Annotated in this window: 21 protein-coding genes; 14 read left to right on the top strand and 7 right to left on the bottom strand. The window is 35.4% G+C overall.

Features of this window, described 5'->3' with window-relative positions; genetic code table 11:
- The first annotated feature begins 10 nt into the window (after positions 1-10).
- The 3 genes from LY01_RS01555 to LY01_RS15065 all read left to right on the top strand — a co-directional run bounded on the left by LY01_RS01555 (position 11) and on the right by LY01_RS15065 (position 3,036).
- On the top strand, positions 11-865 hold the full coding sequence (locus LY01_RS01555; RefSeq protein ID WP_104514051.1) for an MBL fold metallo-hydrolase: 855 nt from the start codon (positions 11-13) through the stop codon (positions 863-865).
- A gap of 26 nt (positions 866-891) precedes the next feature.
- Complete coding sequence (locus LY01_RS01550) at positions 892-2,517, top strand: S8 family peptidase (RefSeq protein ID WP_104514050.1); 1,626 nt, start codon at positions 892-894, stop codon at positions 2,515-2,517.
- Between the two features lie 354 nt (positions 2,518-2,871).
- Entirely contained in the window at positions 2,872-3,036 is a 165-nt protein-coding gene (locus tag LY01_RS15065; protein WP_170034470.1) for a hypothetical protein, read from the top strand.
- On the opposite strand, the gene LY01_RS01540 is transcribed toward LY01_RS15065, so the two are convergent.
- The gene (locus LY01_RS01540) at positions 3,033-3,617 is read right to left on the bottom strand and encodes a riboflavin synthase (protein ID WP_104514048.1); all 585 of its coding nucleotides are present in this window, start codon (positions 3,615-3,617) and stop codon (positions 3,033-3,035) included. The two genes, LY01_RS15065 and LY01_RS01540, sit on opposite strands and share 4 nt — an antisense overlap.
- 59 nt (positions 3,618-3,676) lie before the next feature.
- Here LY01_RS01540 and pdxA point away from each other — a divergent pair, with 59 nt between their 5' ends.
- From pdxA to LY01_RS01500, 8 genes are all read left to right on the top strand, one after another.
- The gene (pdxA, locus tag LY01_RS01535) at positions 3,677-4,726 is read left to right on the top strand and encodes a 4-hydroxythreonine-4-phosphate dehydrogenase PdxA (protein ID WP_104514047.1); all 1,050 of its coding nucleotides are present in this window, start codon (positions 3,677-3,679) and stop codon (positions 4,724-4,726) included.
- 62 nt (positions 4,727-4,788) lie between these two features.
- Positions 4,789-5,331 carry a YceD family protein gene (locus LY01_RS01530; protein ID WP_170034468.1) on the top strand — a complete coding sequence of 181 codons (543 nt, stop codon included), beginning with the start codon at positions 4,789-4,791 and terminating at the stop codon, positions 5,329-5,331.
- Between the two features lie 2 nt (positions 5,332-5,333).
- Positions 5,334-5,531 (top strand): 50S ribosomal protein L32, encoded by a 198-nt coding sequence (gene rpmF / locus LY01_RS01525; protein ID WP_041495498.1) that lies wholly within the window; start codon positions 5,334-5,336, stop codon positions 5,529-5,531.
- A 150-nt stretch (positions 5,532-5,681) separates the two neighbouring features.
- On the top strand, positions 5,682-6,677 hold the full coding sequence (locus tag LY01_RS01520) for a beta-ketoacyl-ACP synthase III (RefSeq protein WP_104514046.1): 996 nt from the start codon (positions 5,682-5,684) through the stop codon (positions 6,675-6,677).
- Positions 6,678-6,698: 21 nt separating this feature from the next.
- Positions 6,699-7,193 carry an acetyl-CoA carboxylase biotin carboxyl carrier protein gene (accB, locus tag LY01_RS01515; RefSeq protein ID WP_104514045.1) on the top strand — a complete coding sequence of 165 codons (495 nt, stop codon included), beginning with the start codon at positions 6,699-6,701 and terminating at the stop codon, positions 7,191-7,193.
- Between the two features lie 93 nt (positions 7,194-7,286).
- Positions 7,287-8,633: an acetyl-CoA carboxylase biotin carboxylase subunit gene (gene accC / locus LY01_RS01510; RefSeq protein ID WP_104514044.1), complete on the top strand. Its 1,347-nt coding sequence runs from the start codon at positions 7,287-7,289 to the stop codon at positions 8,631-8,633.
- Between the two features lie 135 nt (positions 8,634-8,768).
- Entirely contained in the window at positions 8,769-12,179 is a 3,411-nt protein-coding gene (locus tag LY01_RS01505) for a hypothetical protein (RefSeq protein WP_170034466.1), read from the top strand.
- A gap of 222 nt (positions 12,180-12,401) precedes the next feature.
- Entirely contained in the window at positions 12,402-13,178 is a 777-nt protein-coding gene (locus tag LY01_RS01500; RefSeq protein WP_146080356.1) for a hypothetical protein, read from the top strand.
- Between the two features lie 71 nt (positions 13,179-13,249).
- Here the strand turns inward: LY01_RS01500 and LY01_RS01495 are convergent, their stop codons facing one another.
- The 6 genes from LY01_RS01495 to panC all read right to left on the bottom strand — a co-directional run bounded on the left by LY01_RS01495 (position 13,250) and on the right by panC (position 18,698).
- Positions 13,250-13,789 carry a TlpA family protein disulfide reductase gene (locus LY01_RS01495; RefSeq protein ID WP_104514042.1) on the bottom strand — a complete coding sequence of 180 codons (540 nt, stop codon included), beginning with the start codon at positions 13,787-13,789 and terminating at the stop codon, positions 13,250-13,252.
- A 41-nt stretch (positions 13,790-13,830) separates the two neighbouring features.
- A complete protein-coding gene (gene radA / locus LY01_RS01490; RefSeq protein WP_104514041.1) occupies positions 13,831-15,201 on the bottom strand; it encodes a DNA repair protein RadA in 1,371 nt (456 codons plus the stop codon).
- Positions 15,202-16,377: an alpha/beta hydrolase gene (locus LY01_RS01485; protein WP_104514040.1), complete on the bottom strand. Its 1,176-nt coding sequence runs from the start codon at positions 16,375-16,377 to the stop codon at positions 15,202-15,204. It lies immediately after the preceding gene.
- A 30-nt stretch (positions 16,378-16,407) separates the two neighbouring features.
- Complete coding sequence (locus LY01_RS01480) at positions 16,408-17,391, bottom strand: lysylphosphatidylglycerol synthase transmembrane domain-containing protein (protein ID WP_245890606.1); 984 nt, start codon at positions 17,389-17,391, stop codon at positions 16,408-16,410.
- A 3-nt stretch (positions 17,392-17,394) separates the two neighbouring features.
- Complete coding sequence (gene panD, locus LY01_RS01475) at positions 17,395-17,745, bottom strand: aspartate 1-decarboxylase (RefSeq protein ID WP_104514038.1); 351 nt, start codon at positions 17,743-17,745, stop codon at positions 17,395-17,397.
- Positions 17,746-17,807: 62 nt separating this feature from the next.
- Positions 17,808-18,698, bottom strand: a complete 891-nt coding sequence (panC, locus tag LY01_RS01470; protein WP_394340823.1) for a pantoate--beta-alanine ligase — start codon at positions 18,696-18,698, stop codon at positions 17,808-17,810.
- Positions 18,699-18,774: 76 nt separating this feature from the next.
- Between panC and LY01_RS01465 the strand changes: the two genes are divergently transcribed.
- Genes LY01_RS01465 through glmS form a run of 3 tightly spaced genes read left to right on the top strand, consistent with a single transcriptional unit; the run spans position 18,775 to position 23,100 of the window.
- Positions 18,775-19,605 carry a glycogen/starch synthase gene (locus LY01_RS01465; RefSeq protein WP_104514037.1) on the top strand — a complete coding sequence of 277 codons (831 nt, stop codon included), beginning with the start codon at positions 18,775-18,777 and terminating at the stop codon, positions 19,603-19,605.
- Between the two features lie 4 nt (positions 19,606-19,609).
- A complete protein-coding gene (locus LY01_RS01460) occupies positions 19,610-21,241 on the top strand; it encodes a DUF4270 domain-containing protein (RefSeq protein WP_104514036.1) in 1,632 nt (543 codons plus the stop codon).
- Between the two features lie 11 nt (positions 21,242-21,252).
- Positions 21,253-23,100 carry a glutamine--fructose-6-phosphate transaminase (isomerizing) gene (glmS, locus tag LY01_RS01455; protein ID WP_104514035.1) on the top strand — a complete coding sequence of 616 codons (1,848 nt, stop codon included), beginning with the start codon at positions 21,253-21,255 and terminating at the stop codon, positions 23,098-23,100.
- Positions 23,101-23,249 lie beyond the last annotated feature (149 nt).

Here is a 23,249-nt window from a genome sequence, read left to right as displayed (position 1 = left end):
TGCATGCACTATGAAAATACACTCAATAGAATCTGGTAATTTTAAGTTAGATGGTGGTGCTATGTTCGGTGTGGTGCCTAAAAGTCTATGGACACGCACTAACCCTGCAGACTCTAATAACATGATTGATATGGCGGCACGATGCCTGCTTATTGAGAATGGAGATAGACTTACTTTGGTAGATACTGGAATGGGTAATAAGCAGTCAGAGAAGTTTTTTGGCTATTATTATATGGATCATAAATTTGATCTAGATAGTTCGCTAAAAGAAAAAGGATTCTCTCGCGACGACATTACAGACGTTTTTCTGACGCACTTGCACTTTGACCATTGTGGTGGTGTAATTAAGAAGAGTAGTAAAGGAGATTTTTTTGAGCCCGCTTTCGCGAAGGCGGTATGTCACACTAACTCTAGTCACTGGAATTGGGCAATAGAACCTAACGATCGTGAGAAAGCTAGTTTTCTAACAGAAAACATCAAACCCATAGAAGAAAACGGACAGCTTAATTTTATTTCTCAAAACAGCAATTATGAGAAACAAAATGAAATGGATTTTGATATTCTTTTTGTAGATGGACATACAGAAAAGATGATGATTCCGCACATACACTTAGATGGTAAAACATTCGTTTACATGGCAGATTTACTTCCTACAGTGGGACATATTCCTTTGCCTTATGTAATGGGGTATGATACCAGACCATTAATCACGCTAGGTGAAAAAGAAAAATTTCTAAATGAAGCTGCAACTAAGGGATATTACCTCATTTTAGAACACGATCCTTTTAATGAAATTATTACCGTAAAACATACGGATAAAGGAGTGAGACTAGATCAAACATTTACTTTCAAAGACTTATTTTAAAACTAACAAACAATAATTAATAGAAAATGAAATACTCAATTTTAAAATCTACATTTTTAACTGTTGCAGCAGCTGGTTTACTAGCTAGTTGTGGTAGCGGTGGTGCAATAGTATCTCCAGCTATAGGTAATATAGACAGTACGCCGTTAAAAACACAAGCTCTAACAGATGAGCAAGCAAAGAACTGGAAAGACATGGATCTTGTGTCTGACACTATTCCAGGTATGAGTGTGAATAAAGCTTATACAGAAATACTAAAGGGTGAAAAAGGTAAAACAGTAATTGTTGCCGTTATAGACTCTGGTGTAGATGTTGAGCATGAAGACCTAGATGGAGTTATTTGGACTAATAAAGGCGAGATCGCTGGTAATGGTAAGGATGACGATAACAACGGTTATATAGATGATGTTCATGGATGGAATTTCTTAGGAGATATCGTTGATGAAAATCTAGAATATGAGAGAATAGTAAGAGATAAAGCTATGCTTCCTGCAGATGTTGTTGCAAAAGCACAGAAAGAATATGATGGTAAAGTAAATGTAGCTACACTGCAAAAGAACCGTTACGAAGAATTATTACAAAGTCTGAATGAAGCAGATAAAGTTTTAACTGCTCATTTAGGGAAATCTGATTATACTAAAGAAGAAGTTTTAGGTATAAAAACAGAAGATGAGTCTATAATCAATGCACAAGGAGCTTTAAATTTCTTTTATGTTAGAGGCTTGAGTAGTGCGCAGGAAGGAAGAGAAACCTTAACAGGTCTCATAGATGGTGTAATAGGTTTGTTAAACGGAGATAATTTAAAAACTAACTACCGTAAAGACATCCTTAATGATGATCAGTACGTGTGGGATACACCAGTTTATGGTAATAATGAATACTCTGGTCCAGATCCAGAAAAAGCAGATGCTTTTCACGGTACGCATGTCGCAGGTATTATCGCTGCAGAGCGTGATAATGGTCTAGGTGTTAACGGTGTTGCAAATAATGTTGAGATCATGGTACTTAGAGCTGTAAGTACTGGAGATGAATATGACAAGGATATAGCAAAAGCAATACGTTATGCTGCAGATAATGGGGCAAAAGTAATTAACGGTAGTTTTGGTAAATATCATTCTCCTAATGCACAATGGGTTTGGGATGCTATTAAGTATGCAGAGACTAAAGATGTTCTTTTTGTAAATGCAGCTGGTAACGAAGGTATTGATACAGATTTTACTCAGGTGTATCCTCAGGATCAAGTTATGGCAGGTACTGAAATATCTGATAATTTCTTAACGGTAGGAGCTTTAAACTTTGAATACGGTTCTGGTTTATTAGCTGGTTTCTCTAACTATGGAAAAAGTAGTGTAGATGTATTTGCTCCAGGTGTTGCAATATATTCTACTGCACCACTTAACGAATATCGCAATGCAGGTGGTACCTCTATGGCATCTCCAGCAACTGCAGGTGTTGCAGCGGTAATAAGATCACAGTATCCTAAATTAACAGCGTCACAAGTAAAGCATGTTATTATGGATAGTGGTTTGACAACTAGCGCTAGAGTAATAGTAGGTGGTAATCCAGAAGATACTAAACCGTTTGCAGAGACTACGGTTTCTGGTAAAATGGTAAATCTTTATAATGCACTTATACTTGCTTCTAAGATTTAATTAGATTCAAGAAAATAAAAAGCGGATATTCTTAGCATAAGAATATCCGCTTTTTTATTGAAATTTTAATTTAATCTCTGTAAACTAAAGTCTGCTTTATATACGTTAATTAGTATGTTAATATAATAAGTTATTAACATGAAAACTTTTTAATAAATGCTATATGTTAGGTTCAAATGCATAGTTTATATTTATTTTAACGGTATAATTAATAAAAAAATCGATGAAGTGCGTAAAATAAAAAGATTATGTATAGATAACGATTCTTTTTTGTTCTAATTCATTTTAATATTTACATTCGCATTCCCTACAATAATCGACATGATGTTAGTTAAGTTTCACATTTTTATTTTGATGCTTGTTCAGCAAGCACCGCCGCCACCTGAGTTTGAGACAAAAATGGCTCCTACCCCTGTAGGAGATGTCGTGCCTTTAGATACTAATTTGTGGATATTGCTTGCGGTTGCTGTAGCCTTAATTGGATATGTAGCTGTTTCTAAATTTAAAAAGGTAGCTTAAAGATTCATTAATCTTTTTACATATTTACCTATCACATCAAATTCTAGATTTACTTTATCGCCTTGAGATAAGGTTTTAAAACCTGTGTGCTCATAAGTATATGGGATAATAGCTACAGAGAAGCTGTTAGTTTTAGAGTCTACGACAGTAAGGCTTACTCCATTTATACAAATACTCCCTTTTTTAATAGTTACATTATTTAGTTCTTGATCATATTCAAAGCTAAATATCCATGAGCCATCTTTGTTTTCTGCTTGCGTGCAAATAGCTGTTTGATCTACATGACCTTGTACGATATGTCCGTCTAGTCGTGCATTCATCTTCATGGCACGTTCTATATTAACTATAGCACCTTCTTTTAGATCTCCTATATTTGTCTTGTTAAGGGTTTCTTCTATAGCGGTTACGGTATATTGATCGCCGTCTATGGCTACAACTGTGAGACACACTCCATTATGCGCTACACTTTGATCTATTTTTAACTCGGTGGTTAATTCACAACGCAAGCTGAGGTGTAAATTTGTATTTTCTTTTCTTATCTGCATAACTTTTGCAGCACTCTCTATAATTCCTGTAAACATAACTGATTAAAAAACTTTACTTTTATCCTTTCAAAAATAAGGCTTAAAGCGCGCAATACATGAATAAGGAAGAGAATATCAAAGTAGGAATCACTATCGGTGATCCTAACGGAATAGGTGGAGAGGTTATTTTAAAGGCATTTGAAGATTCTAGAATGCTAGAGATGTTTACGCCAGTCGTTTTTGCTAGTACAAAATTACTATCCTATTACGTTAAAACGTTTAACCTTAAAGTCAAAATTCATGGAATAACTTCCTTGAACGATGTGGTTCCAGGTAAACTTAATGTGTTTAGGTTAATTAAGGAGCCGTTTAAAGTAAACTGGGGTGAGGTAAGTCCTGAAGCTGGTGAAATTGCTGTAAGAAGTCTAGAGGCTGCTACTGCAGCGTTAAAGAATAAAGATATAGATGTGTTGGTGACTGCACCTATAAATAAAGAGTCTATACATTCTGATAAGTTTAAGTTTCCAGGTCATACAGATTATTTGAATCAAGAATTAGAAGGCGAGAGCTTAATGTTTATGGTCTCAAATGAGTTACGTGTAGGTTTACTTACAGATCATGTGCCGGTAAAAGACGTTCCTGCTAGTATTAATGCTAAGGTTATTAAAACTAAAATAGGTACGATAAAAGAATCTTTGAAAAAAGACTTTGGGATCAGTAGACCTAAAATAGCTGTTTTAGGTATCAATCCGCATGTAGGAGATAATGGTGTTATAGGGACAGAAGATCAAGATACTTTAATTCCAGCTTTAGAACAATTAAGAGAAGATGGGAACATAATATTCGGCCCATATGCTGCAGATTCCTTTTTTGGGAATAAAAAATATAAAGAATTTGACGCTATTTTAGCTAGTTATCATGACCAGGGATTAATTCCTTTTAAAACTATTGCCTTCGGTAGTGGAGTGAATTTTACTGCTGGACTCAGTCATGTACGAACAAGTCCTGATCATGGGACAGGCTTTGATATTGCTGGAAAAGGAGAGGCAAATCCTGATTCGTTTATAGCTGCGATTAATTACGCGATAGAAATTTATCGCAAGAGAAAAGAGTACGATATTCTTAATAAGAATCCATTAAAAAAACTTTCTCGCAAACGAAGATAATATTAACACTAGATTTTTAATAACTTTTATTATCTTTGCCCGCTCTTTGAAAGAGTAAGATTATGGAACTCAAAGCTTTTATAATATCCTATGCTGGATTAAAAGAAAGGAAACATCAGTTTCAATTCGAGGTCGATAATACGTTTTTTGAAAATTTTGGATTTGAAGAGTTTAATAGTTCATCAATTATTGTTGATGCACAGCTAGATAAGAAAAACACCATTATGGAACTTTCTTTGGAAGCTACTGGATCAGTTAATGTTAATTGTGATGTGACTAACGAGCCTTTTGATTTAGACATAGATACGTCTATGGATCTAGTCATCAAATTTGGAGAAGCTTTTAATGATGATAATGAAGAATTATTGATCCTACCACATGGGGAATATGAATTCAATATCGCGCAATATGTGTATGAAATGCTTGTGCTTTCTATACCGCATAGAAGAGTTCATCCAGGTGTTGAAGACGGTTCTTTAGAATCAGACGTATTAGATAAACTAGATGAATTGAGAGTTTCAAATCCTGAAGAAGAGAATAACACAAAGATTACAGATCCCAGATGGGACGCATTAAAGAAATTAAAAACGGATAATAACTTATAGCCATGGCGCATCCTAAGAGAAAAATCTCGAAAACGAGAAGAGACAAAAGAAGAACACACTACAAAGCGACTGTTCCTCAAATTGCAACAGATTCAACAACTGGTGAAGCTCACCTATACCATAGAGCACACTGGCATGAAGGTAAATTATATTACCGCGGTAATGTACTTATAGACAAGACTGAGGTAGCTGAGGCTTAATCTCAATTATATATTTCTTAGAAAACCTTGGTTTTCAATATGAGATCATAAAAAATGACACGTTTTTATTAAAAATGTGTCATTTTTTGTGGTTTCTAGAGCTTTTTTAGTAGCTTTCGCAGCTCTAATTAAACCACTAGAATCACCAGTATGAGTAAAGTCAAAGCGGCGATAACAGCAGTAGGAGCCTACGCACCAGAGTATAGGCTTACTAACGCCATCTTAGAAACTATAGTCGATACTAACGACGAATGGATCACTTCTCGTACAGGGATTAAGGAGAGGCGCATTCTTAAAGATAAAGATAAGGGTACTTCTTACCTTGCTATAATGGCAGCAAAAAATCTAATTGATAAAAAGAAATTAGATCCTACTACTATAGATTTAGTAATCGTTGCTACGGTAACACCAGACATGCCAGTGGCATCTACGGCTGCTTACGTTGCTTCAGAAATAGGTGCGGTAAATGCATTCTCATATGATTTAATGGCGGCCTGTTCTGGCTTTCTTTATGGTATGAGTACTGCTAGTAGTTATATTGAATCTGGTAGGTATAAAAAAGTTCTACTTATTGGGGCAGATAAGATGTCCTCTATTATAGATTATGAAGATCGCGCGACTTGTATCATTTTTGGTGATGGAGGTGGCGCGGTTCTCTTTGAGCCTAATACAGAAGGTTATGGTTTTGAAGATGAAATACTACGCAGTGACGGTATAGGGCGTAATTTTTTAAAGATAGAAGCAGGTGGTTCATTAATGCCTGCCTCTCATGAATCTGTAGATAATAAACAACATTACGTTTTTCAAGATGGTAAAAATGTTTTTAAACACGCGGTATCAAATATGGCCGATGTTTCTGAACAAATTGTAAAACGCAATAAATTAACTAATGAAGATATAGACTGGTTAGTACCACACCAGGCAAATAAACGCATTATAGATGCAACAGCAAGAAGGGTAGATCTTCCAGAAGAGAAGGTTATGGTAAATATTCATAAATTTGGAAATACCACCAGTGCTACATTACCTTTATGCTTAAATGATTATGAAACTCAGTTAAAAAAAGGAGATCGACTAGTATTTGCTGCCTTTGGTGGTGGATTTACTTGGGGTTCTGTATATTTAACGTGGGCTTACGATAGTTAAACTTAATAACCACCCTAATTTATGGACATTAAAGAAATACAAAATTTAATCAAATTTGTTGCAAAATCTGGAGCAAGTGAGGTAAAATTAGAAATGGATGATATTAAAATCACCATTAGAACTGGTAGTGAAACTGGTGATGTAACTTACGTTTCTCAAGCTGCTCCTATGCAAATGGCTCCTGCTCAACAAGCAGCACCTATGCAACAAGCTGCTCCTGCAGCGGCACCTGCTGCACCTGCACCAGAGGCTGCTCCTGCTGCTAGTAATGATAAGTATATTACTGTAAAATCTCCTATTATTGGAACTTTTTATAGAAAAGCATCTCCAGATAAGCCTGCATTTGTTGAGGTAGGAGATAGTATTAAAGAAGGTGATACATTATGTATCATTGAGGCAATGAAACTTTTCAACGAGATTGAAAGTGAAGTTTCAGGTACTATTGTAAAAGTGCTTATCGACGATTCTTCTCCGGTAGAATTCGATCAGCCATTATTTTTAGTAGATCCGTCTTAAGTAAAAGAAGGATTTTTATGTCTTAGTGTTGGTATTGCTTCCGCTTTCGCGAAAGCGAACCATATACCGATACCTTAACTAAAAAGAAACATCATGTTTAAAAAAATATTGATTGCAAATCGCGGTGAAATAGCTCTAAGAGTTATACGTACTTGTAAGGAGATGGGAATAAAAACAGTAGCTGTTTATTCTACTGCTGATGCAGAAAGTCTTCACGTGAAATTTGCAGACGAAGCTGTGTGTATAGGACCACCTTCTAGTAGTGAGTCTTACTTAAAAATGTCTAACATTATAAGTGCCGCAGAAATTACAAATGCAGATGCAATCCATCCTGGTTATGGATTTTTATCTGAAAACGCAGACTTTTCTCGCATTTGTGATGAACATCAAATTAAATTCATAGGTGCTAGTGCAGACATGATCTCTAAAATGGGAGATAAAGCAACTGCCAAAGAAACTATGAAAGCTGCAGGTGTACCTTGTGTTCCTGGTTCTGAAGGAATCATGGTAGATTTTGCTGACTGTTTAAAAACAGCTAGGGAAACTGGTTACCCTGTAATGCTTAAAGCTACTGCCGGTGGTGGTGGTAAAGGTATGCGTGCTGTGTGGAAAGAAGAAGATCTTCAAGACGCATGGGATAGTGCTCGTTATGAGTCTAAGGCTGCCTTTGGTAATGATGATATGTATATGGAAAAGCTTATTGAAGAGCCGCGCCATATTGAAATACAAATCGTAGGAGATAGTTATGGAAAAGCATGTCACTTAAGTGAGCGTGATTGTTCTGTACAAAGACGTCACCAGAAACTAACTGAAGAGGTACCTTCTCCGTTCATGACTAAAAAATTACGTAAAGAAATGGGTGAAGCGGCTGTAAAAGCTGCTGAGTACATCGCTTATGAAGGTGCAGGAACTGTTGAATTTCTAGTTGATAAGCACCGCAATTTCTACTTTATGGAGATGAATACTCGTATCCAAGTAGAGCACCCTATTACAGAACAAGTAATAGACTTTGATCTTATTAGAGAGCAAATTCTTGTTGCCGCTGGTGTTAAGATTTCAGGAAAGAATTATGAGCCTGCGTTACACTCAATTGAGTGTAGAATAAATGCAGAAGATCCTTATCACGATTTCCGTCCATCTCCAGGAAAAATTACAACATTACATGCGCCTGGTGGTCATGGTGTAAGATTAGACACGCATGTATATGCTGGATATTCTATCCCACCTAATTATGACTCAATGATTGCAAAGTTGATTACAACTGCAAGAACACGTCAGGAAGCAATAGATAAAATGAAGCGTGCTCTAGATGAGTTTGTTATAGAAGGAATTAAAACTACTATTCCTTTCCATAGACAGCTTATGGATGAGCCGGCTTATGTAGAAGGTAATTATACTACAGCTTTCATGGATACATTTGAAATGAAGCCTAAAGCTTAAGTTAGACTTAAATTATATTATAAAAATCCTATCTAGTGCTACTAGGTGGGATTTTTTTATGGAATTAATCTATCTTATACAGTTCTATTATTAGTTATTTAAAATATTTTTGATCCAGATCTGTTTATTGTAAATATGAAATTCAAGTTCTTTCTTATTCTTTTGTTTTACAGCAGTATTGCTGGTGCACAAGAATATGCAGACTTGATAAAAAAACGCATTGCGGTTAAAGATTCTGTTCTTGTGGATTCTATAAGTATTAGTCCAGCTTATTTTAAAGTTATGGATAAAAATGGCATCGTTATAGATAGTTCTAGATATACCATCGATTATTCTAGGTCTTTACTTTTATTTAAAAATAAACTAGAAATAACGACAGATTCTATAGATGTAGTTTATAATCCATTGCCAGATTTTCTTACTAGAACGTATAGAATTTACGATCCTAAGATTATACTTGATAACGATAGTAAGCAAGAACAGCTTATCACCTTGCAAGAGCCTACTGTTACTAACGCATTTGTACCTTTTAACGGTCTTCAAACTTCTGGTAGTATTACACGTGGTGTGAGAGTAGGTAACAACCAGAATAGTGTTGTAGACTCAGAATTAGATTTAAGGATTACAGGGAAATTAAGTGATAAAGTTTCTTTGCGTGCGTCCATACAGGATGCAAATGTACCGCAAACTCAAAATGGATATTCGCAGCGTCTAGACGAGTTTGATCAAATATTCATTGAATTATATAGTGACGACTGGAGTATAAGAGCTGGAGATGTAGATTTAATTCAAGAAGATTACCAGTTCAACAACTTTACAAAGCGTGTTCAAGGAATTTCTGGGCAAGTACAATTTAATGGAGAAGATTCTAGAGGTTATGCAGGTGCTGCAGGTGCTCTAGTTAGAGGAACATTTAATATAAGCAGGTTTACTGGTCAGGAAGGAAATCAGGGACCCTATAAACTTACAGGTCAAAATGGTGAACTTTTCATACTTGTAGTTTCTGGTAGTGAGCGTGTTTTTGTTAATGGAATTCCGTTAACACGAGGTGAGAATAAGGATTATGTAATTGACTATAACGCAGGAGAGTTGCGATTTACACCTACGTTTCCTATCACTAGTGAGATGCGTATTTCTATAGAATATCAATACAGCGAGCGTAATTTTACTAGATTCATAGGTTATGGTAAAGGTGGTTATGAGTCTAAAAAGCTTAAAATAGACAGTTATATTTATACAGAAACTGATGCAAAAAATCAGCCTTTACAACAAAATTTAAGCGATGAGCAAGTCGCCATATTAGTACAAGCAGGTGATGATCCTGAACTAGCTATTGCACCTAGCGCTATTCCTGATGATTTTTCTGAAAACCAAATTCTCTATCGTAGGGAATTTATTAATGGAGTAGAACGTTTTATATTTTCTCAAGATCCTAATGATGCTTTATTTAATGTAAGGTTTAGTTTTTTAGGACTTAATCAAGGTAATTACCGTCTTATCAACGATCAGGCGATTGCAAATATTTATGAATATATCGCTCCTATAAACGGTGTGCCGCAAGGTAGTTATGAGCCCGTGATACAGTTGTTTACTCCAGAGATTCTTACTATAGCTGGTCTTAAAGCAAGTTATGAACCTACCGCTGGGACTCAGATTTTTACAGAATTTGCAGCGAGTAATAAAGATTTAAATAAATTCTCTACCATTGATGATGGTGATAATAAAGGGGTTGCCTTAAAAATAGCGGCACAACAACAATTATTAGGTAAGGATAGCTTACAGTCGTTAAGTGTTCACCTTAATACAGATTTTATACAAGAAAACTTCAGAAATGTAGAACGTGTTTATAACATAGAATTTAATCGCGATTGGAATTTAGAAACTGTGCAAGGCAGTCAGTTATTTACCACCTTAGGTCTTAATTATGCACGAGACTCAACTATTTCTGGCTCATATACCTATCAACATTTAGAATTTGATAAGTTCTACAAAGGAAATCGTCATGAATTAGTAGCATCTTATCAAGATAGTTTGTGGTTAGCTCGCTTTCGCGGAAGCGTGCTTAACACTAACTCTATAGAACAAGAATCTCAGTTTAACCGTATCAATGTAGATGTTCTAAGAAAAATAAAAAAGTATTATGCCGGTACTCGAATAGAAAGTGAAGATAACCAGCAGCGACTAGCTGTGACTAACGAGTTGTCTGGTTTATCTCAAAGATTTGCTGGATATGAGTTTTATGCTGGCCGCGGAGATACTACTACAACTTATGTGGAAGTAGGATATAGAAACCGCGTCAATGATAGCTTGCGTGATGACGGTAATCTGTCTAGAGTAAATACTTCTAACGATTATTACGTAAAATCTCAACCTATAAAAAATAAGGTAAGCACTCTATTAGTGTATGCAAATTATAGAAAGTTGAAAAGCGAGCTAGAAGACGTAGACGACGAGGTTTCTTTTAATTCTAGAATTCAATACAAGCGTAAGATTTATGGAGGTAAAATACTTTTAAACACCACTTATGAGACGAACAGTGCAAGAATAGCAAGACAAGATTTTACTTATGTGTCAGTAAATCCTGGTCAAGGAACTTTTACATGGATAGATTATAATAACGATGGCATTCAAGATCTCAATGAATTTGAAGTAGCGCAATTTCAGGACCAAGCTAGTTTTGTTAGGATATTGCTGCCTAATCAGGTGTTCTTACCTAGTCATCAAAATAAATTTTCACAAACACTCACTTTAAATCCTATCTCGTGGACCAGTGAAAAAGGTTTTAAAAAGTTTCTTTCTAGATTTTACAACCAGACCAGTTATTTAATCGATCGTATGGTTGCTAGAGAAGGTGAGAATTTTGATCTCAATCCGTTTAGTACAAGTGATGATCAGTTAGGGTTAAATTTAAGTTTTAGAAACAGTTTGTTTTTTAATCGTGGTAAGCAAAATTATACCACTAACTATACCTATTTAAGCACGGCAAATGAGAACCTGCAAAGTATAGGTAGTATCGCCAGTGATATAGAGAGTCATCAACTACGATTTATACACAAGTTAAAAGATACGTGGTTGTTAAGTTTCAATGCTCAAAAAGGGAAGAGCGCTAGTAGTAGTGAGAACTTTTCTAATAGAAATTACGAGATCGACGATGTTTTATTAAATCCTCAACTGTCTTATTTGTTTGATAATAGCAATCGTCTAGAAGTGTTTTATGAATTTCAAAGTAAAGACAATCAGGTAAATGATGTAGCTGTGTTAAACCAGCATAATGTAGGTTTAGGCTGGGCGTTTAATAAGGCTCAAAAATATGCTGTAAATGGCGAAATCAAATATGTAAAAAATGATTTTGAAGGTCAGGCATTCTCACCGGTAGGCTTCCAGATGTTAGAGGGATTACAACCAGGAACTAACTTTACTTGGAATTTCTTATTCCAGAAAAACCTGACTAAATTTCTAGATCTTAATCTAAGTTATAATGGGCGTAGTAGTGAAACTGCACAAACTGTCCATACAGGAAGTGTGCAATTGAAGGCATTTTTTTAAATATATCAAATATTTTCATTTTTTTTTAAATTAATAAATGGAAATGCTTAATCAATCCATAAATAATAAGTTATAAATTTATATACTGTTTTAAATGTAGTGTTTTTCTGTTAAAATTATAGTGTTTTGTTAAGGCTGGGTGTTGATATATAATATTATAGGAATAATTAAATTATCTTTAACGTGATCGATCATCAATTATTAATCAACTAATCTTAAAAGGTGAAAAAACAAAAGCTTCTAGGGATTATGCTTTGCATGATCCCTTTTTATACGATTGCACAAAATGATGATGACGCAGTAAAGTTATTTGAAAATAATTCTAAATTTTCTTTTTCAATAAAGTATCAAAATCTTTATTGGAGTAATGAAGGGGATTCTAGTGTTTTTTTTGAGGCTCAAGATACTTGGGTACCAGCTTTAGGATTAGAATACAATTTTAGTCAACGAAAAAATTGGAATTGGAGTGTCGGATTTTTTGTTCGTAATATGGTTAGAAAAGATTCGCAAACATTTTTAGCAGAAGATGTAGGACTTAGTACTGATCTTACAATTTTGAGCTCAGAATCTCCTCACTGGAGCTATCATTTACCTGTAGATCTCTCCTATATCAAAGAAGTAAATGACTGGTTTTTTATTTCTGGTCATGTAGGATTAGAGGTCATGTACTATGCCGTAACAGAAGGTGACGATCTAGGAGGTAGCACAGGTATTAATAATATTACTAGAAGAATATCATTTGAAAGCGAAGTAGACAGTCCTATTACTGGTGGAGCTAATATAGGTTTAGGTTTTTATCTCAAATCTAAAAATACGATGTGGAGAATAGATATGACTTATCACTATCATTTTGTAGATATTATAGATCAAGCCGTACTAGCAACTAATCTTGATGTATCTCCAGATACGGTAACCCAACACAATTGGACTGGAGATTATTTAAGTTTTTCCATAAACATCTTCCCACGTAAAGGGTGGATTTTTAAGAGCAAGAAATAGCTGGAAATATATCATTTAAAAACCCCTTACAATTTATTTTGTTAGGGGTTTTAAATTACTGAAAACACATTTTATATCGCTAGAAACCCATCAATAGTGGTCTCAAGATCTTTTTCTGCTGGTCTTCTTGCATTGTCATCTACCATGCGGCCATTTTTATCAAACAACATATATCTAGGTATAGAACTCACATTGTTATCTTGAAATAATTTTGCTTTAGGATAGTTGCGGGCCAGAAAACTATTTTCGGTCAGGTTAAATTGTTTTGCAGCTCTTTCCCATTTTCCAGGATCTTGGTCTGTAGAGATAAATATAAAAGTCACGTCTTTACCTTTATATTTTTCTTGAAGTTTTTCAGAATAGGGCATCATCGCTTTACAAGGACCACACCAGCTGGCCCATATGTCTAGATATACTACTTTACCTTTATTGTCTGCTAAAATTTGATCTAGGTTTGTGTAATTATCATCAAAATCTGTAAGATGTACAATGTCATTACTAGATATATCAGCGTCTGCAAATTTTACAGCTTGTTTCTTTTCTGTTTTTTCAGCTTGCTCACCACAGCTGGTGATTAGTATTGCTGCTAGAATTATAAAAATATTTTTCATTTTCTTGTTTTTGACTTTGATGTTCTTGAAACTTGTTGTTTCTAACTAAACAAATATCGAACTAAATCTTCAATTTTTGAAAAGGCTTGTACTTCAGTTCCTGTGTTTTTAAATTCTTGTTTGCTAGGCGCGATAAAAACCTTATCAAAACCTAATTTTGCCACCTCATTCACACGTTGCTCCATGCGGCTTACTGGTCGTATCTCACCACCTAATCCTACCTCTGCACTGAAGCAGTGCTGTGATGATAACTCTAGATCAAAGTTAGAAGATAAAATAGCAGCTACAACAGCAAGGTCTATGGCAGGATCATCTACAGTGATTCCGCCAGTGATATTTAGAAACACATCTTTCTGACCTAGTTTAAAACCAGCCCTTTTTTCAAGAACGGCTAGAATCATGTTAAGTCTTTTGAGATTGTAACCTGTCGCACTACGTTGTGGTGTTCCATAAACCGCTGTGCTTACTAGCGCTTGCACTTCTATCATAAGTGGTCGCATTCCTTCCATGGTGGCAGCTATCGCAGTACCGCTTAGTGTCGCACCACGTTGTGAAATTAAAATCTCACTAGGGTTAGTCACTTCTCTTAATCCATGACCTAGCATTTCATAAATACCTATCTCATGCGTACTACCGAAACGGTTTTTAAGCGCTCTTAATATTCTGTACGTGTGATTGCGATCTCCTTCAAATTGTAACACCGTATCTACCATGTGCTCTAAGATCTTAGGACCAGCGATATTACCATCTTTAGTAATGTGGCCGATAAGGAGCACAGGAGTGTTCGTTTCTTTGGCAAATTTAATAAGCTCACTAGTACATTCTCTAATTTGAGAAACACTACCAGGAGAGCTCTCTATATGATCTGTTTGAAGTGTTTGTATAGAGTCTATAATCAAAACATCTGGCTCTACTTCAGTTATTTGTCTGAATATGTTTTGCGTTTTAGTCTCTGTGAGGATATAGCAATTAACAGCTTCTTCTTTAATGCGATTTGCTCGCATTTTAATTTGTTGAGCACTTTCTTCACCAGACACATAAAGTGTTTTAAAAGGTAAATTAAGGCATACTTGAAGTAGTAAAGTTGATTTACCTATACCAGGCTCACCACCTAAAAGAGTAATGGAGCCAGGAACTAGTCCGCCTCCTAGAACTCTATTAAATTCTGCATTTGTGGTGTCCAGTCTAGGACTCTCGGCAGCATTTATTTCAGATATTAATTGTGGTTTTGGGGCACGCTTTCGCGAAAGCGGAACTTCTCCAACAGCACTTTCCCAAGTTTTTTTCTGTTCCTTTTGAACGACCTCTTCAACTAGTGTATTCCATTCTTTACAAGTGGAACACTGTCCTTGCCATTTAGAATGTTGCGAGCCGCAACTTTGACAAAACCAGGTAGTCTTTACTTTAGCCATTTACTCTTTTTCTTTTATTTGTAGCAATTCTACTTTGTCAAGAACATCTTCTTTGCTTATACCTACTGCAGGTTCTAGTCCATAGGCAGCATTAAAGGCTTTTATCGCTCTAGATGGTCGGCCTATTCCTTCATATCCTAGTCCTTCTATATAACGGCCATAAAGAATATCAGGATATACCTCGTTTGCTAGCACACCTATATCTATAAGTTGATCCCAGTCTTGTTTAGATTCAACATAATCGGCTATGGTGACTAGATCTACCAGGCGCAGTTTCATATCTACTCCATAAACCTCTTTTATTAATCGATATTTTTCTTGAATGCGATCAATGATGCGTACCATTCCTTTTTTCTTCTCATCTCCTTCAAATTTAGCTTCTTCGGCAAGGTCTTGTTCTAGTAGTTGCTCTTCGTCTATAAGCTGGTATTCTTGAAAAATGAAATCTAAACCACGAGGTATTGCATGTGCTGCAACCGAGTATTTATTAGTTCCTTCTATCTTATCATGTTTCAGGTTAAGATTTTTCTTAGTTGCAAATAGTGAATCGGTCTCGGTAGTTATTATCTCACTTAGGGAGTTGTCCTTTTCTGGAGTAGCTACATAGAAATAGTTGTATTCCTGCAATTGGCTAATTTTGGGAATAAGATTTTGTTGAATTATAGGAGAGTACTCTGGGTCAATCTGTATCAATGCATCTATTGCTATTTTTTTACGCATTAGGTAAAAGCTAGCAAGGTTTGCTGTAATATCTTTGGCAACTATAACGGTAAAAGGTGCAACTCTATATTCATTTACCATGGTTTGTTTTATCTCCATAACAAAATCCATGAATTTAAGAGATTGTTGCTCTGGAAAACCAGAATCCTGATTTATTTCAGTGTCGTCATAACGGCTTTGTCTTTGATTTATTCCCACTACAAAGGACTCTGGCATCTGATCCCAATAAGCAAGATAGTCTGCAGTTCCTGCTACTGGTTCAAATAAAAAATCTCCATCTAATACTATAATAAGAGGATAAGTCTTTTCTGGATTTTTAGAATAATTACGTGGTTTTAAAATTTTCACATTACGGTCTTCACCCAGTACGTCACTTGGAAAAGATCTATATAATGCTTGAGAGAATGCTAGGTGTCCTATGAATAGGAGGGTTGCGAGGGTTGTAAACTTATTCATCAAGAGAAATTTATGATCGGGAATTTACAATTATTTACTTGAAACGGTACCTCTCAAGGATAACAATAGTAAAGATATTAGACCATATACGAGAACTAACATAGTTTGAGAAAGCCATAATATCCATCCAAATGATGTTCCTAATGTTTCTGAAATACCAAAAACTAACAATACCTGTGCGATAAAATATGGGTAAGCGCCAAAGCCTCCATTTGTGAATGCCACTGCAAAACTACCAGCTACAAAGGCGCATAAAATGGCGCTTATGGGTATAGTTTCAATACCTGGGATAGCATAAATACTAACATAGAACATGACTAGGTACATGCTCCAAATAAATAAAGTATGGAAGAAATAGAGCCACTTTTTTTTCATGGTCCATATGGTCATAAATCCTTCTTTCATTCCTAGAATAAATCCTTTTACTTTATTGAATAATTGAAGTTTTCTAGAGATAAAAATGATCAATATGATAATTAATAAAAAGATAGCAATGTAGAGAGTTGCTTTTACTGGGTCCGCTTTCGCGAAAGCGGATTCTAAATGATCTTTAAAGAAACCAATAATGGCATCGCCCGCACTAAGTATGGCAGTAGCGGTTATTATTAAAAGAATGATAAGGTCTAGAACACGCTCTGCTATAATGGTTCCTATCGCTTTGTCCATAGGAATGTGGTCAGACCGGTTGATTATGGCTGCTCTAGAGATCTCGCCACTGCGAGGTATGATAAGGTTCATGGCATACCCTGCGCCTATAGCCATAACATTAGTGATGAATTTAGGTTTTTTGCCGAGAGTTTCTAGCATGTAATTCCATCGCCATGCTCTTGATAAATGACTTAAAAAGGCAAATGTAACTGCAAGTGCTATCCATGCATAGTTAGCATCTAGAAGATAAGAGTATACTTTTTCTCTTTCTTCATCAGTAAACTGGTTGTAAGAAATGTAAATAAGAAAAAAGCCCAATAATAGTGGTAGGGCGATTTTTAATATTTTAAAAATAAGACTCTTCAATGCTTATGAAAGCGTGTTGTCTTCTTCATTAGGAAAAAGAAGCGTCGGTTTAAATTTCTTTGCTTCTTCCATGCTCATTTGCGCATAGCATATGAGGATCAATACATCTCCTTTAGAAACTTTTCTAGCGGCGGCACCGTTAAGTGTTATTTCTCCACTACCACGAGGTCCTGGAATAGCATAGGTTTCTAGGCGATTACCGTTATTATTATTAACGATTTGTACCTTTTCTCCTTCTACGATGTTTGCACCATCCATTAGGTCTTCATCAATTGTGATGCTGCCTATGTAGTTAAGATCTGCTCCGGTTACCTTAACGCGGTGAATTTTTGATTTTACAACTGTAATTAACATGTGGCAAATATACGATTTACTGTAAATTATTTAATCATAGCTTTTAATTTCTTGTTTAAGAGCTAGTTTTGGGGTAATGAGATGTTATCTATTAATCGCACTCCTTCTATACGAGCGACTATAAAACCTCTATAATGGTGTTTTTTGTATTTGCGTGTTACTGGGTGCAGGGTCTCTTCACTAGTGATTGTGAAATACTCAAGTGTAAAGTCAGGTTCTTTTTTAAAAAGATCGTGAACTAGTTGTTGGGTTTTTAAAATGCTGTTTTTCTTAAAATAACTTTGAGCTTTAAGTAACGTGGTATTTATAAAAGCTGCTTTTTCTCTTGCAGTTTTAGATAGTTGCTCATTTCTGGAGCTCATGGCTAGACCATGAGGTTCTCTTTTAATAGGACAACCTATAATATTTAAGTCTAGACCTAGTTTTTCAACTAGTTTTTTAACTATTTGTAATTGTTGGAAATCTTTTTCTCCAAAAAAAGCTTTGTCTGGCGTTACTGCTTTAAATAGAAATTCTAAAATGGTACCTACACCATCAAAATGTCCAGGGCGGTTTGCACCTTCCATCACATTTTCTAATCCGTCGTAAGAATAGCTTTTTGCGGCGGTATTATTTCCATAAACATCTTCAACACTGGGTGCATAAACAGTTAGTTTATTAGGGTCTATATGTTCTTTAATAAATAGAACGTCCTTTTCTACAGTACGCGGATATTTATCCAGATCATTTCTATTATCAAATTGAGTGGGATTCACAAAGATGGATACTACCAGGTGATCGCATTCTGAAATAGCTTGTTTCATTAAAGATATATGCCCTTCATGAAGAGCGCCCATAGTTGGGACAAATCCTACAGTTTTTTTACTGTGAATATGATTGTTAAGGTATTCTGTAAGTAGTTTGTGTGAATCAAAAATCATAACATTCTTTAACATGATAGTGCCTACAAACATAAGGTTTACAAAGCAAAGTGCAAGAAATTGCTTATTTTTGCAACTTGCTAAAAGTTAGGCAACAATAAAAAGATCTATGAAGGAAAAAAGAGTTCTATACGTATCGTCAGAAGTTATACCATATTTACCAGAGACAGAAGCCTCATCTATGTCTTATTTTGCCCCTAAAATGGTGAACGATCGTGGTGGTCAAATACGTATTTTTATGCCAAGATTTGGTAATATAAATGAGAGAAGACATCAGTTACACGAGGTAATTCGCCTTAGTGGTATGAATTTGATTATCAATGATCTTGATATGCCTCTCATTATAAAAGTTGCGTCTATTCCTAAAGAACGTATGCAGGTTTACTTCATTGATAATGAAGATTACTTTAAAAGAAAGGCAACTCTTACAGATGAAGATGGTGAGTTGTTTCCAGATAATGATGAGCGTGCGATTTTCTTTGCAAAAGGAGTCATTGAAACGGTAAAAAAATTGAATTGGGCACCAGATATTATTCATGTTCATGGATGGCTAGCTAGTTTGCTTCCGTTGTATTTGAAAAATTATTATGGTAATGATCCATTATTTGAGGAAAGTAAAATAGTTACCTCAATATATAATCAATCCTTTGAAGGTGCGTTAGATGATGAGATGATTGAGAAACTTCAATATGATGCATTAGATGACGAGGCTCTTGAAGAATTTGAAGACCCTACTTATGTTAATTTAATGAAGAGCGCAATTAAGTATAGTGATGCTATTATTAAAGGAAGTGAAGAATTAGATTCTGAAATTGATGAGTATATTGACGGACAAGAAGATAAGCCTGTTTTAAAGTACTACTCGCCAGAAGAATTTGCTGATGCTTATGAAGAGTTCTATCTTGATCAAGTTTTAAACGAAAAACAAGAAGAAGCTTAAGAAAATGAAAAAAATGTTATGTAGTGCTGCGATTGCTGTCGTGGCTATGTTAGGAGTGGTGTCCTGTGATAATGATTTAACTCCTTTGGGAGCAAACTTTTTAGGAGAAGATGCCTCTGATGTGATTCAAGAGGCTGTATTTGATGTGAAGACATACAGTGTGCCAGTTAATCCTGTGCAAACTAATAATTTCACTTCTTTTCCTTTTGGTACTTATAATGATCCGGTTTACGGTGTTACTAATTACGGTATAGTAAGCCAGGTTAATTTATCAAATCCTAATGTTGATTTTAGTGGTAATGCTGTTTTGCAAAACGTTTATTTAGATATTCCTTATTATTCAACAGCAATATCTATTGAAGATGAGGTAACTACTTATGAGCTAGATTCTATTTATGGGAACCAGGCTGTTGATTTAAAGATTTATAGAAATGGGTACTTTTTGAGTAGCTTTAATAGTGAAGATGTTACTCAAGGGGCTGTCTATTATTCAGACCTAGAGCAGACTATTGACTTGAATAAAGGAGAGTTGATTTATAGTAATACGGCTTATCTGCCTTCTTCTGCTGAAGAACTGGTAACTGAGGTTGATGATGAGGGGTTAAGTGAGGTTGTAGAACGGTTGGCTCCTAGACTTAGGGTAGGTTTAACTATTGATCAATGGAAAGAATTATTGTTTCAATTAGATACGGATGGTTCTATTATTGATGCCAGGACAGAATTGTCTTCTGCTAGTAATTTCCAAAATTATTTTAGAGGCCTTTATTTTAAGGTAGAAGGAGCTAATGGTGGAGGAAATATGATTCATTTAGATCTGAATTCTGCTTCAATTACTTATGTGGTAGAGTCAGATACTAGTCTTATCGATGAGAACGATAGTGATGGCGATGGAAATGTTACGGAATTTATAAGAGTGGAGTCAGATTATATAATTAATTTTAATGGTAATAAGGCGGTATTGATTAACCATGATTTCTCATCTGCTATTGATGCAGGTATAGCTGCTTCAAACGATCCGGTTAATGGTGCTGAGAATTTATATTTAAAAGGAGGATCTGGTTCTTTAGCAGTTGTAGAATTATTCGGTCAGGCTACTAATGATATAGATGGTGAAGCACCTGCGCTTTCTAGTATTATAGCAAACGATTGGCTTATAAATGAAGCTTCTATTGAGTTTTATGTAAATCAATCTATTGTTGAAGGTGGAGAATCAGAACCTGAGCGTATTTTAATATACGATTATGATGATAATACGGTGCTTGCTGATTTTGTTTTTGGAACATCTACTTTAACTGGTGTAGATGCTAATACAAATCACTTAGGTAGATTAGAAAGAGTTGTTGCAGATGATTTAGATTCCGACGGGACGTTTTATAAGCTTAGAATTACTCAGCATTTAAATAATATTATTCAAGGTAATGTTGAGAATAATAGATTGGCTATTGTTACTAGTCAAAATGTTTCGCTTTTAGGGAATACAGGTGTTTCAGATGCTCCTGTCAATAATCCAGATCTAGAAGCGATCCCTCTTAGTGCAGCTATTTCTCATGAAGGAACAGTTATTTATGGAAACCTTTCCCCTGAGGTGGATAAAAGGCCTGTCTTAAAGGTGTATTATTCAGAAACAACCAACTAAAAAAAACAAATATGTGTGGAATCGTAGGTTACATAGGGCACCGTAAGGCATACCCTATAGTATTAAATGGTTTAAAAAGACTTGAGTATAGAGGTTATGATAGCGCAGGAATTGCTATTTATGACGGTAAAGAATTAAAGTTTTCTAAGACAAAAGGCAAAGTAGCAGACTTAGAAAAAAAACTTGAAGCAGAAATTTCTACTGATGGTACTATCGCTATAGGTCATACGAGATGGGCAACTCATGGAGTGCCTAACGATGTGAATTCACATCCTCATTTTTCTAATAATGGTGATTTAGTTATCATACACAACGGTATTATTGAAAATTATGAGCCTTTAAAACAAGAGTTAAAAAATAGAGGTTATACTTTTCAGTCAGATACGGATACAGAGGTTTTAGTTAACCTTATTGAAGATGTGCAAAAGAAGGAAAAAGTAAAGTTAGGGAAAGCTGTTCAAATCGCACTGAATCAGACTATTGGTGCTTATGCTATTGCAGTCTTTGATCGCAAAAAACCTAATGAGATAGTTGTAGCCCGTTTAGGGTCTCCACTTGCTATAGGTGTTGGTGATAATGAGTATTTTATTGCTAGTGATGCAAGTCCGTTTTTAGAATTTACTAAAAATGCTATTTACTTAGAAGATGGAGAGATGGCTATTGTGCGCACGCACAAGGACATGAAAATAAGAAAAATCAAAAATGATTCTTTAGTAGATCCTTATATACAAGAGTTACAAATGAATCTTGAGCAAATTGAAAAAGGTGGTTACGATCACTTTATGCTTAAGGAGATTTATGAGCAACCGGATGCAATACGAGATACTTTTAGAGGTCGTATGCTAGCCGATCAGGGTCTTATTAAAATGGCTGGTATAGATGATCATATAGATAAATTTATTAACGCAAAACGTATCTTAGTCGTTGCCTGTGGTACTTCATGGCATGCAGGTCTCGTGGCTGAGTATGTTTTTGAGGAGTTAGCTCGAGTACCAGTTGAGGTAGAGTATGCTTCTGAATTTAGATATCGAAATCCAGTAATTGATAAAGACGATGTTCTAATTGCTATATCTCAATCAGGAGAAACAGCAGATACTATGGCGGCTATTAAGCTGGCAAAAGAAAGTGGAGCGTTTGTTTTTGGTGTATGTAACGTTGTAGGTAGTTCTATTTCTCGCGAGAGTCATGCAGGAGCTTATACTCATGCAGGTCCAGAAATAGGTGTAGCTTCTACAAAGGCATTTACTACGCAAATAACTGTGCTTACATTGATAGCGCTTCAATTAGCTAAGAAAAAAGGTAAAATTTCTACTAGTGATTTCCATACCTATCTTAAAGAGTTAGAGACTATTCCTGAGAAAGTTGCTGAGGCGTTAACAACTAACGATCTTGTAGAAAAAATTGCTGCTATATATAAGGAGTCAAAAAACTGTCTTTATTTAGGTCGAGGATTTAATTTCCCTGTAGCGCTAGAAGGAGCTTTAAAACTTAAAGAAATAAGTTATATCCATGCAGAAGGTTATCCAGCTGCAGAGATGAAACATGGTCCTATCGCTCTTATTGATGATCAAATGCCTGTTGTCGTGATTGCGACTAAAAAAGGTCACTATGAAAAAGTAGTTAGTAATATTCAAGAGATCAAGGCGCGTAGCGGTAAGATTATAGGTATTGTTACTAAAGGGGATGTAGATGTGAAAAATCTTGCTGACCATGTAATAGAAGTGCCAGAGACTATTGAGTTTATGACACCTTTATTAACTACTATTCCGTTACAATTGCTTTCTTATCACATAGCTGTTTTGTTAGATAAAAACGTAGACCAACCTCGTAACCTTGCAAAAAGTGTTACTGTAGAGTAAGTTGATTATATTTAAAAAGTTGAAAAGCCATTTCTTTAAGGAATGGCTTTTTTTATTCCCGCTTTCGCGAAAGCGGAACACGGCTTATTCCTATTGGTCTTATTTACAGATATGTGGGTTGATAAGTCCCTCTTTAAACGGTTAATATT

It is taken from the genome of Nonlabens xylanidelens (assembly GCF_002934445.1).
In the GTDB taxonomy this organism is placed as follows: Bacteria; Bacteroidota; Bacteroidia; order Flavobacteriales; family Flavobacteriaceae; genus Nonlabens; species Nonlabens xylanidelens.
This window is presented reverse-complemented; position numbering and strand designations above follow the sequence as displayed.

Bases quoted from the DNA above. Each gene is read 5' to 3' on its own strand.
- LY01_RS01555 (WP_104514051.1), top strand. From the start codon at position 11: ATGAAAATACACTCAATAGAATCTGGTAATTTTAAGTTAGATGGTGGT.
- LY01_RS01550 (WP_104514050.1), top strand. From the start codon at position 892: ATGAAATACTCAATTTTAAAATCTACATTTTTAACTGTTGCAGCAGCT.
- LY01_RS15065 (WP_170034470.1), top strand. From the start codon at position 2,872: ATGCTTGTTCAGCAAGCACCGCCGCCACCTGAGTTTGAGACAAAAATG.
- LY01_RS01540 (WP_104514048.1), bottom strand. From the start codon at position 3,617: ATGTTTACAGGAATTATAGAGAGTGCTGCAAAAGTTATGCAGATAAGA.
- pdxA (WP_104514047.1), top strand. From the start codon at position 3,677: ATGAATAAGGAAGAGAATATCAAAGTAGGAATCACTATCGGTGATCCT.
- LY01_RS01530 (WP_170034468.1), top strand. From the start codon at position 4,789: ATGGAACTCAAAGCTTTTATAATATCCTATGCTGGATTAAAAGAAAGG.
- rpmF (WP_041495498.1), top strand. From the start codon at position 5,334: ATGGCGCATCCTAAGAGAAAAATCTCGAAAACGAGAAGAGACAAAAGA.
- LY01_RS01520 (WP_104514046.1), top strand. From the start codon at position 5,682: ATGAGTAAAGTCAAAGCGGCGATAACAGCAGTAGGAGCCTACGCACCA.
- accB (WP_104514045.1), top strand. From the start codon at position 6,699: ATGGACATTAAAGAAATACAAAATTTAATCAAATTTGTTGCAAAATCT.
- accC (WP_104514044.1), top strand. From the start codon at position 7,287: ATGTTTAAAAAAATATTGATTGCAAATCGCGGTGAAATAGCTCTAAGA.
- LY01_RS01505 (WP_170034466.1), top strand. From the start codon at position 8,769: ATGAAATTCAAGTTCTTTCTTATTCTTTTGTTTTACAGCAGTATTGCT.
- LY01_RS01495 (WP_104514042.1), bottom strand. From the start codon at position 13,789: ATGAAAAATATTTTTATAATTCTAGCAGCAATACTAATCACCAGCTGT.
- radA (WP_104514041.1), bottom strand. From the start codon at position 15,201: ATGGCTAAAGTAAAGACTACCTGGTTTTGTCAAAGTTGCGGCTCGCAA.
- LY01_RS01485 (WP_104514040.1), bottom strand. From the start codon at position 16,377: ATGAATAAGTTTACAACCCTCGCAACCCTCCTATTCATAGGACACCTA.
- panD (WP_104514038.1), bottom strand. From the start codon at position 17,745: ATGTTAATTACAGTTGTAAAATCAAAAATTCACCGCGTTAAGGTAACC.
- panC (WP_394340823.1), bottom strand. From the start codon at position 18,698: ATGTTTGTAGGCACTATCATGTTAAAGAATGTTATGATTTTTGATTCA.
- LY01_RS01465 (WP_104514037.1), top strand. From the start codon at position 18,775: ATGAAGGAAAAAAGAGTTCTATACGTATCGTCAGAAGTTATACCATAT.
- LY01_RS01460 (WP_104514036.1), top strand. From the start codon at position 19,610: ATGAAAAAAATGTTATGTAGTGCTGCGATTGCTGTCGTGGCTATGTTA.
- glmS (WP_104514035.1), top strand. From the start codon at position 21,253: ATGTGTGGAATCGTAGGTTACATAGGGCACCGTAAGGCATACCCTATA.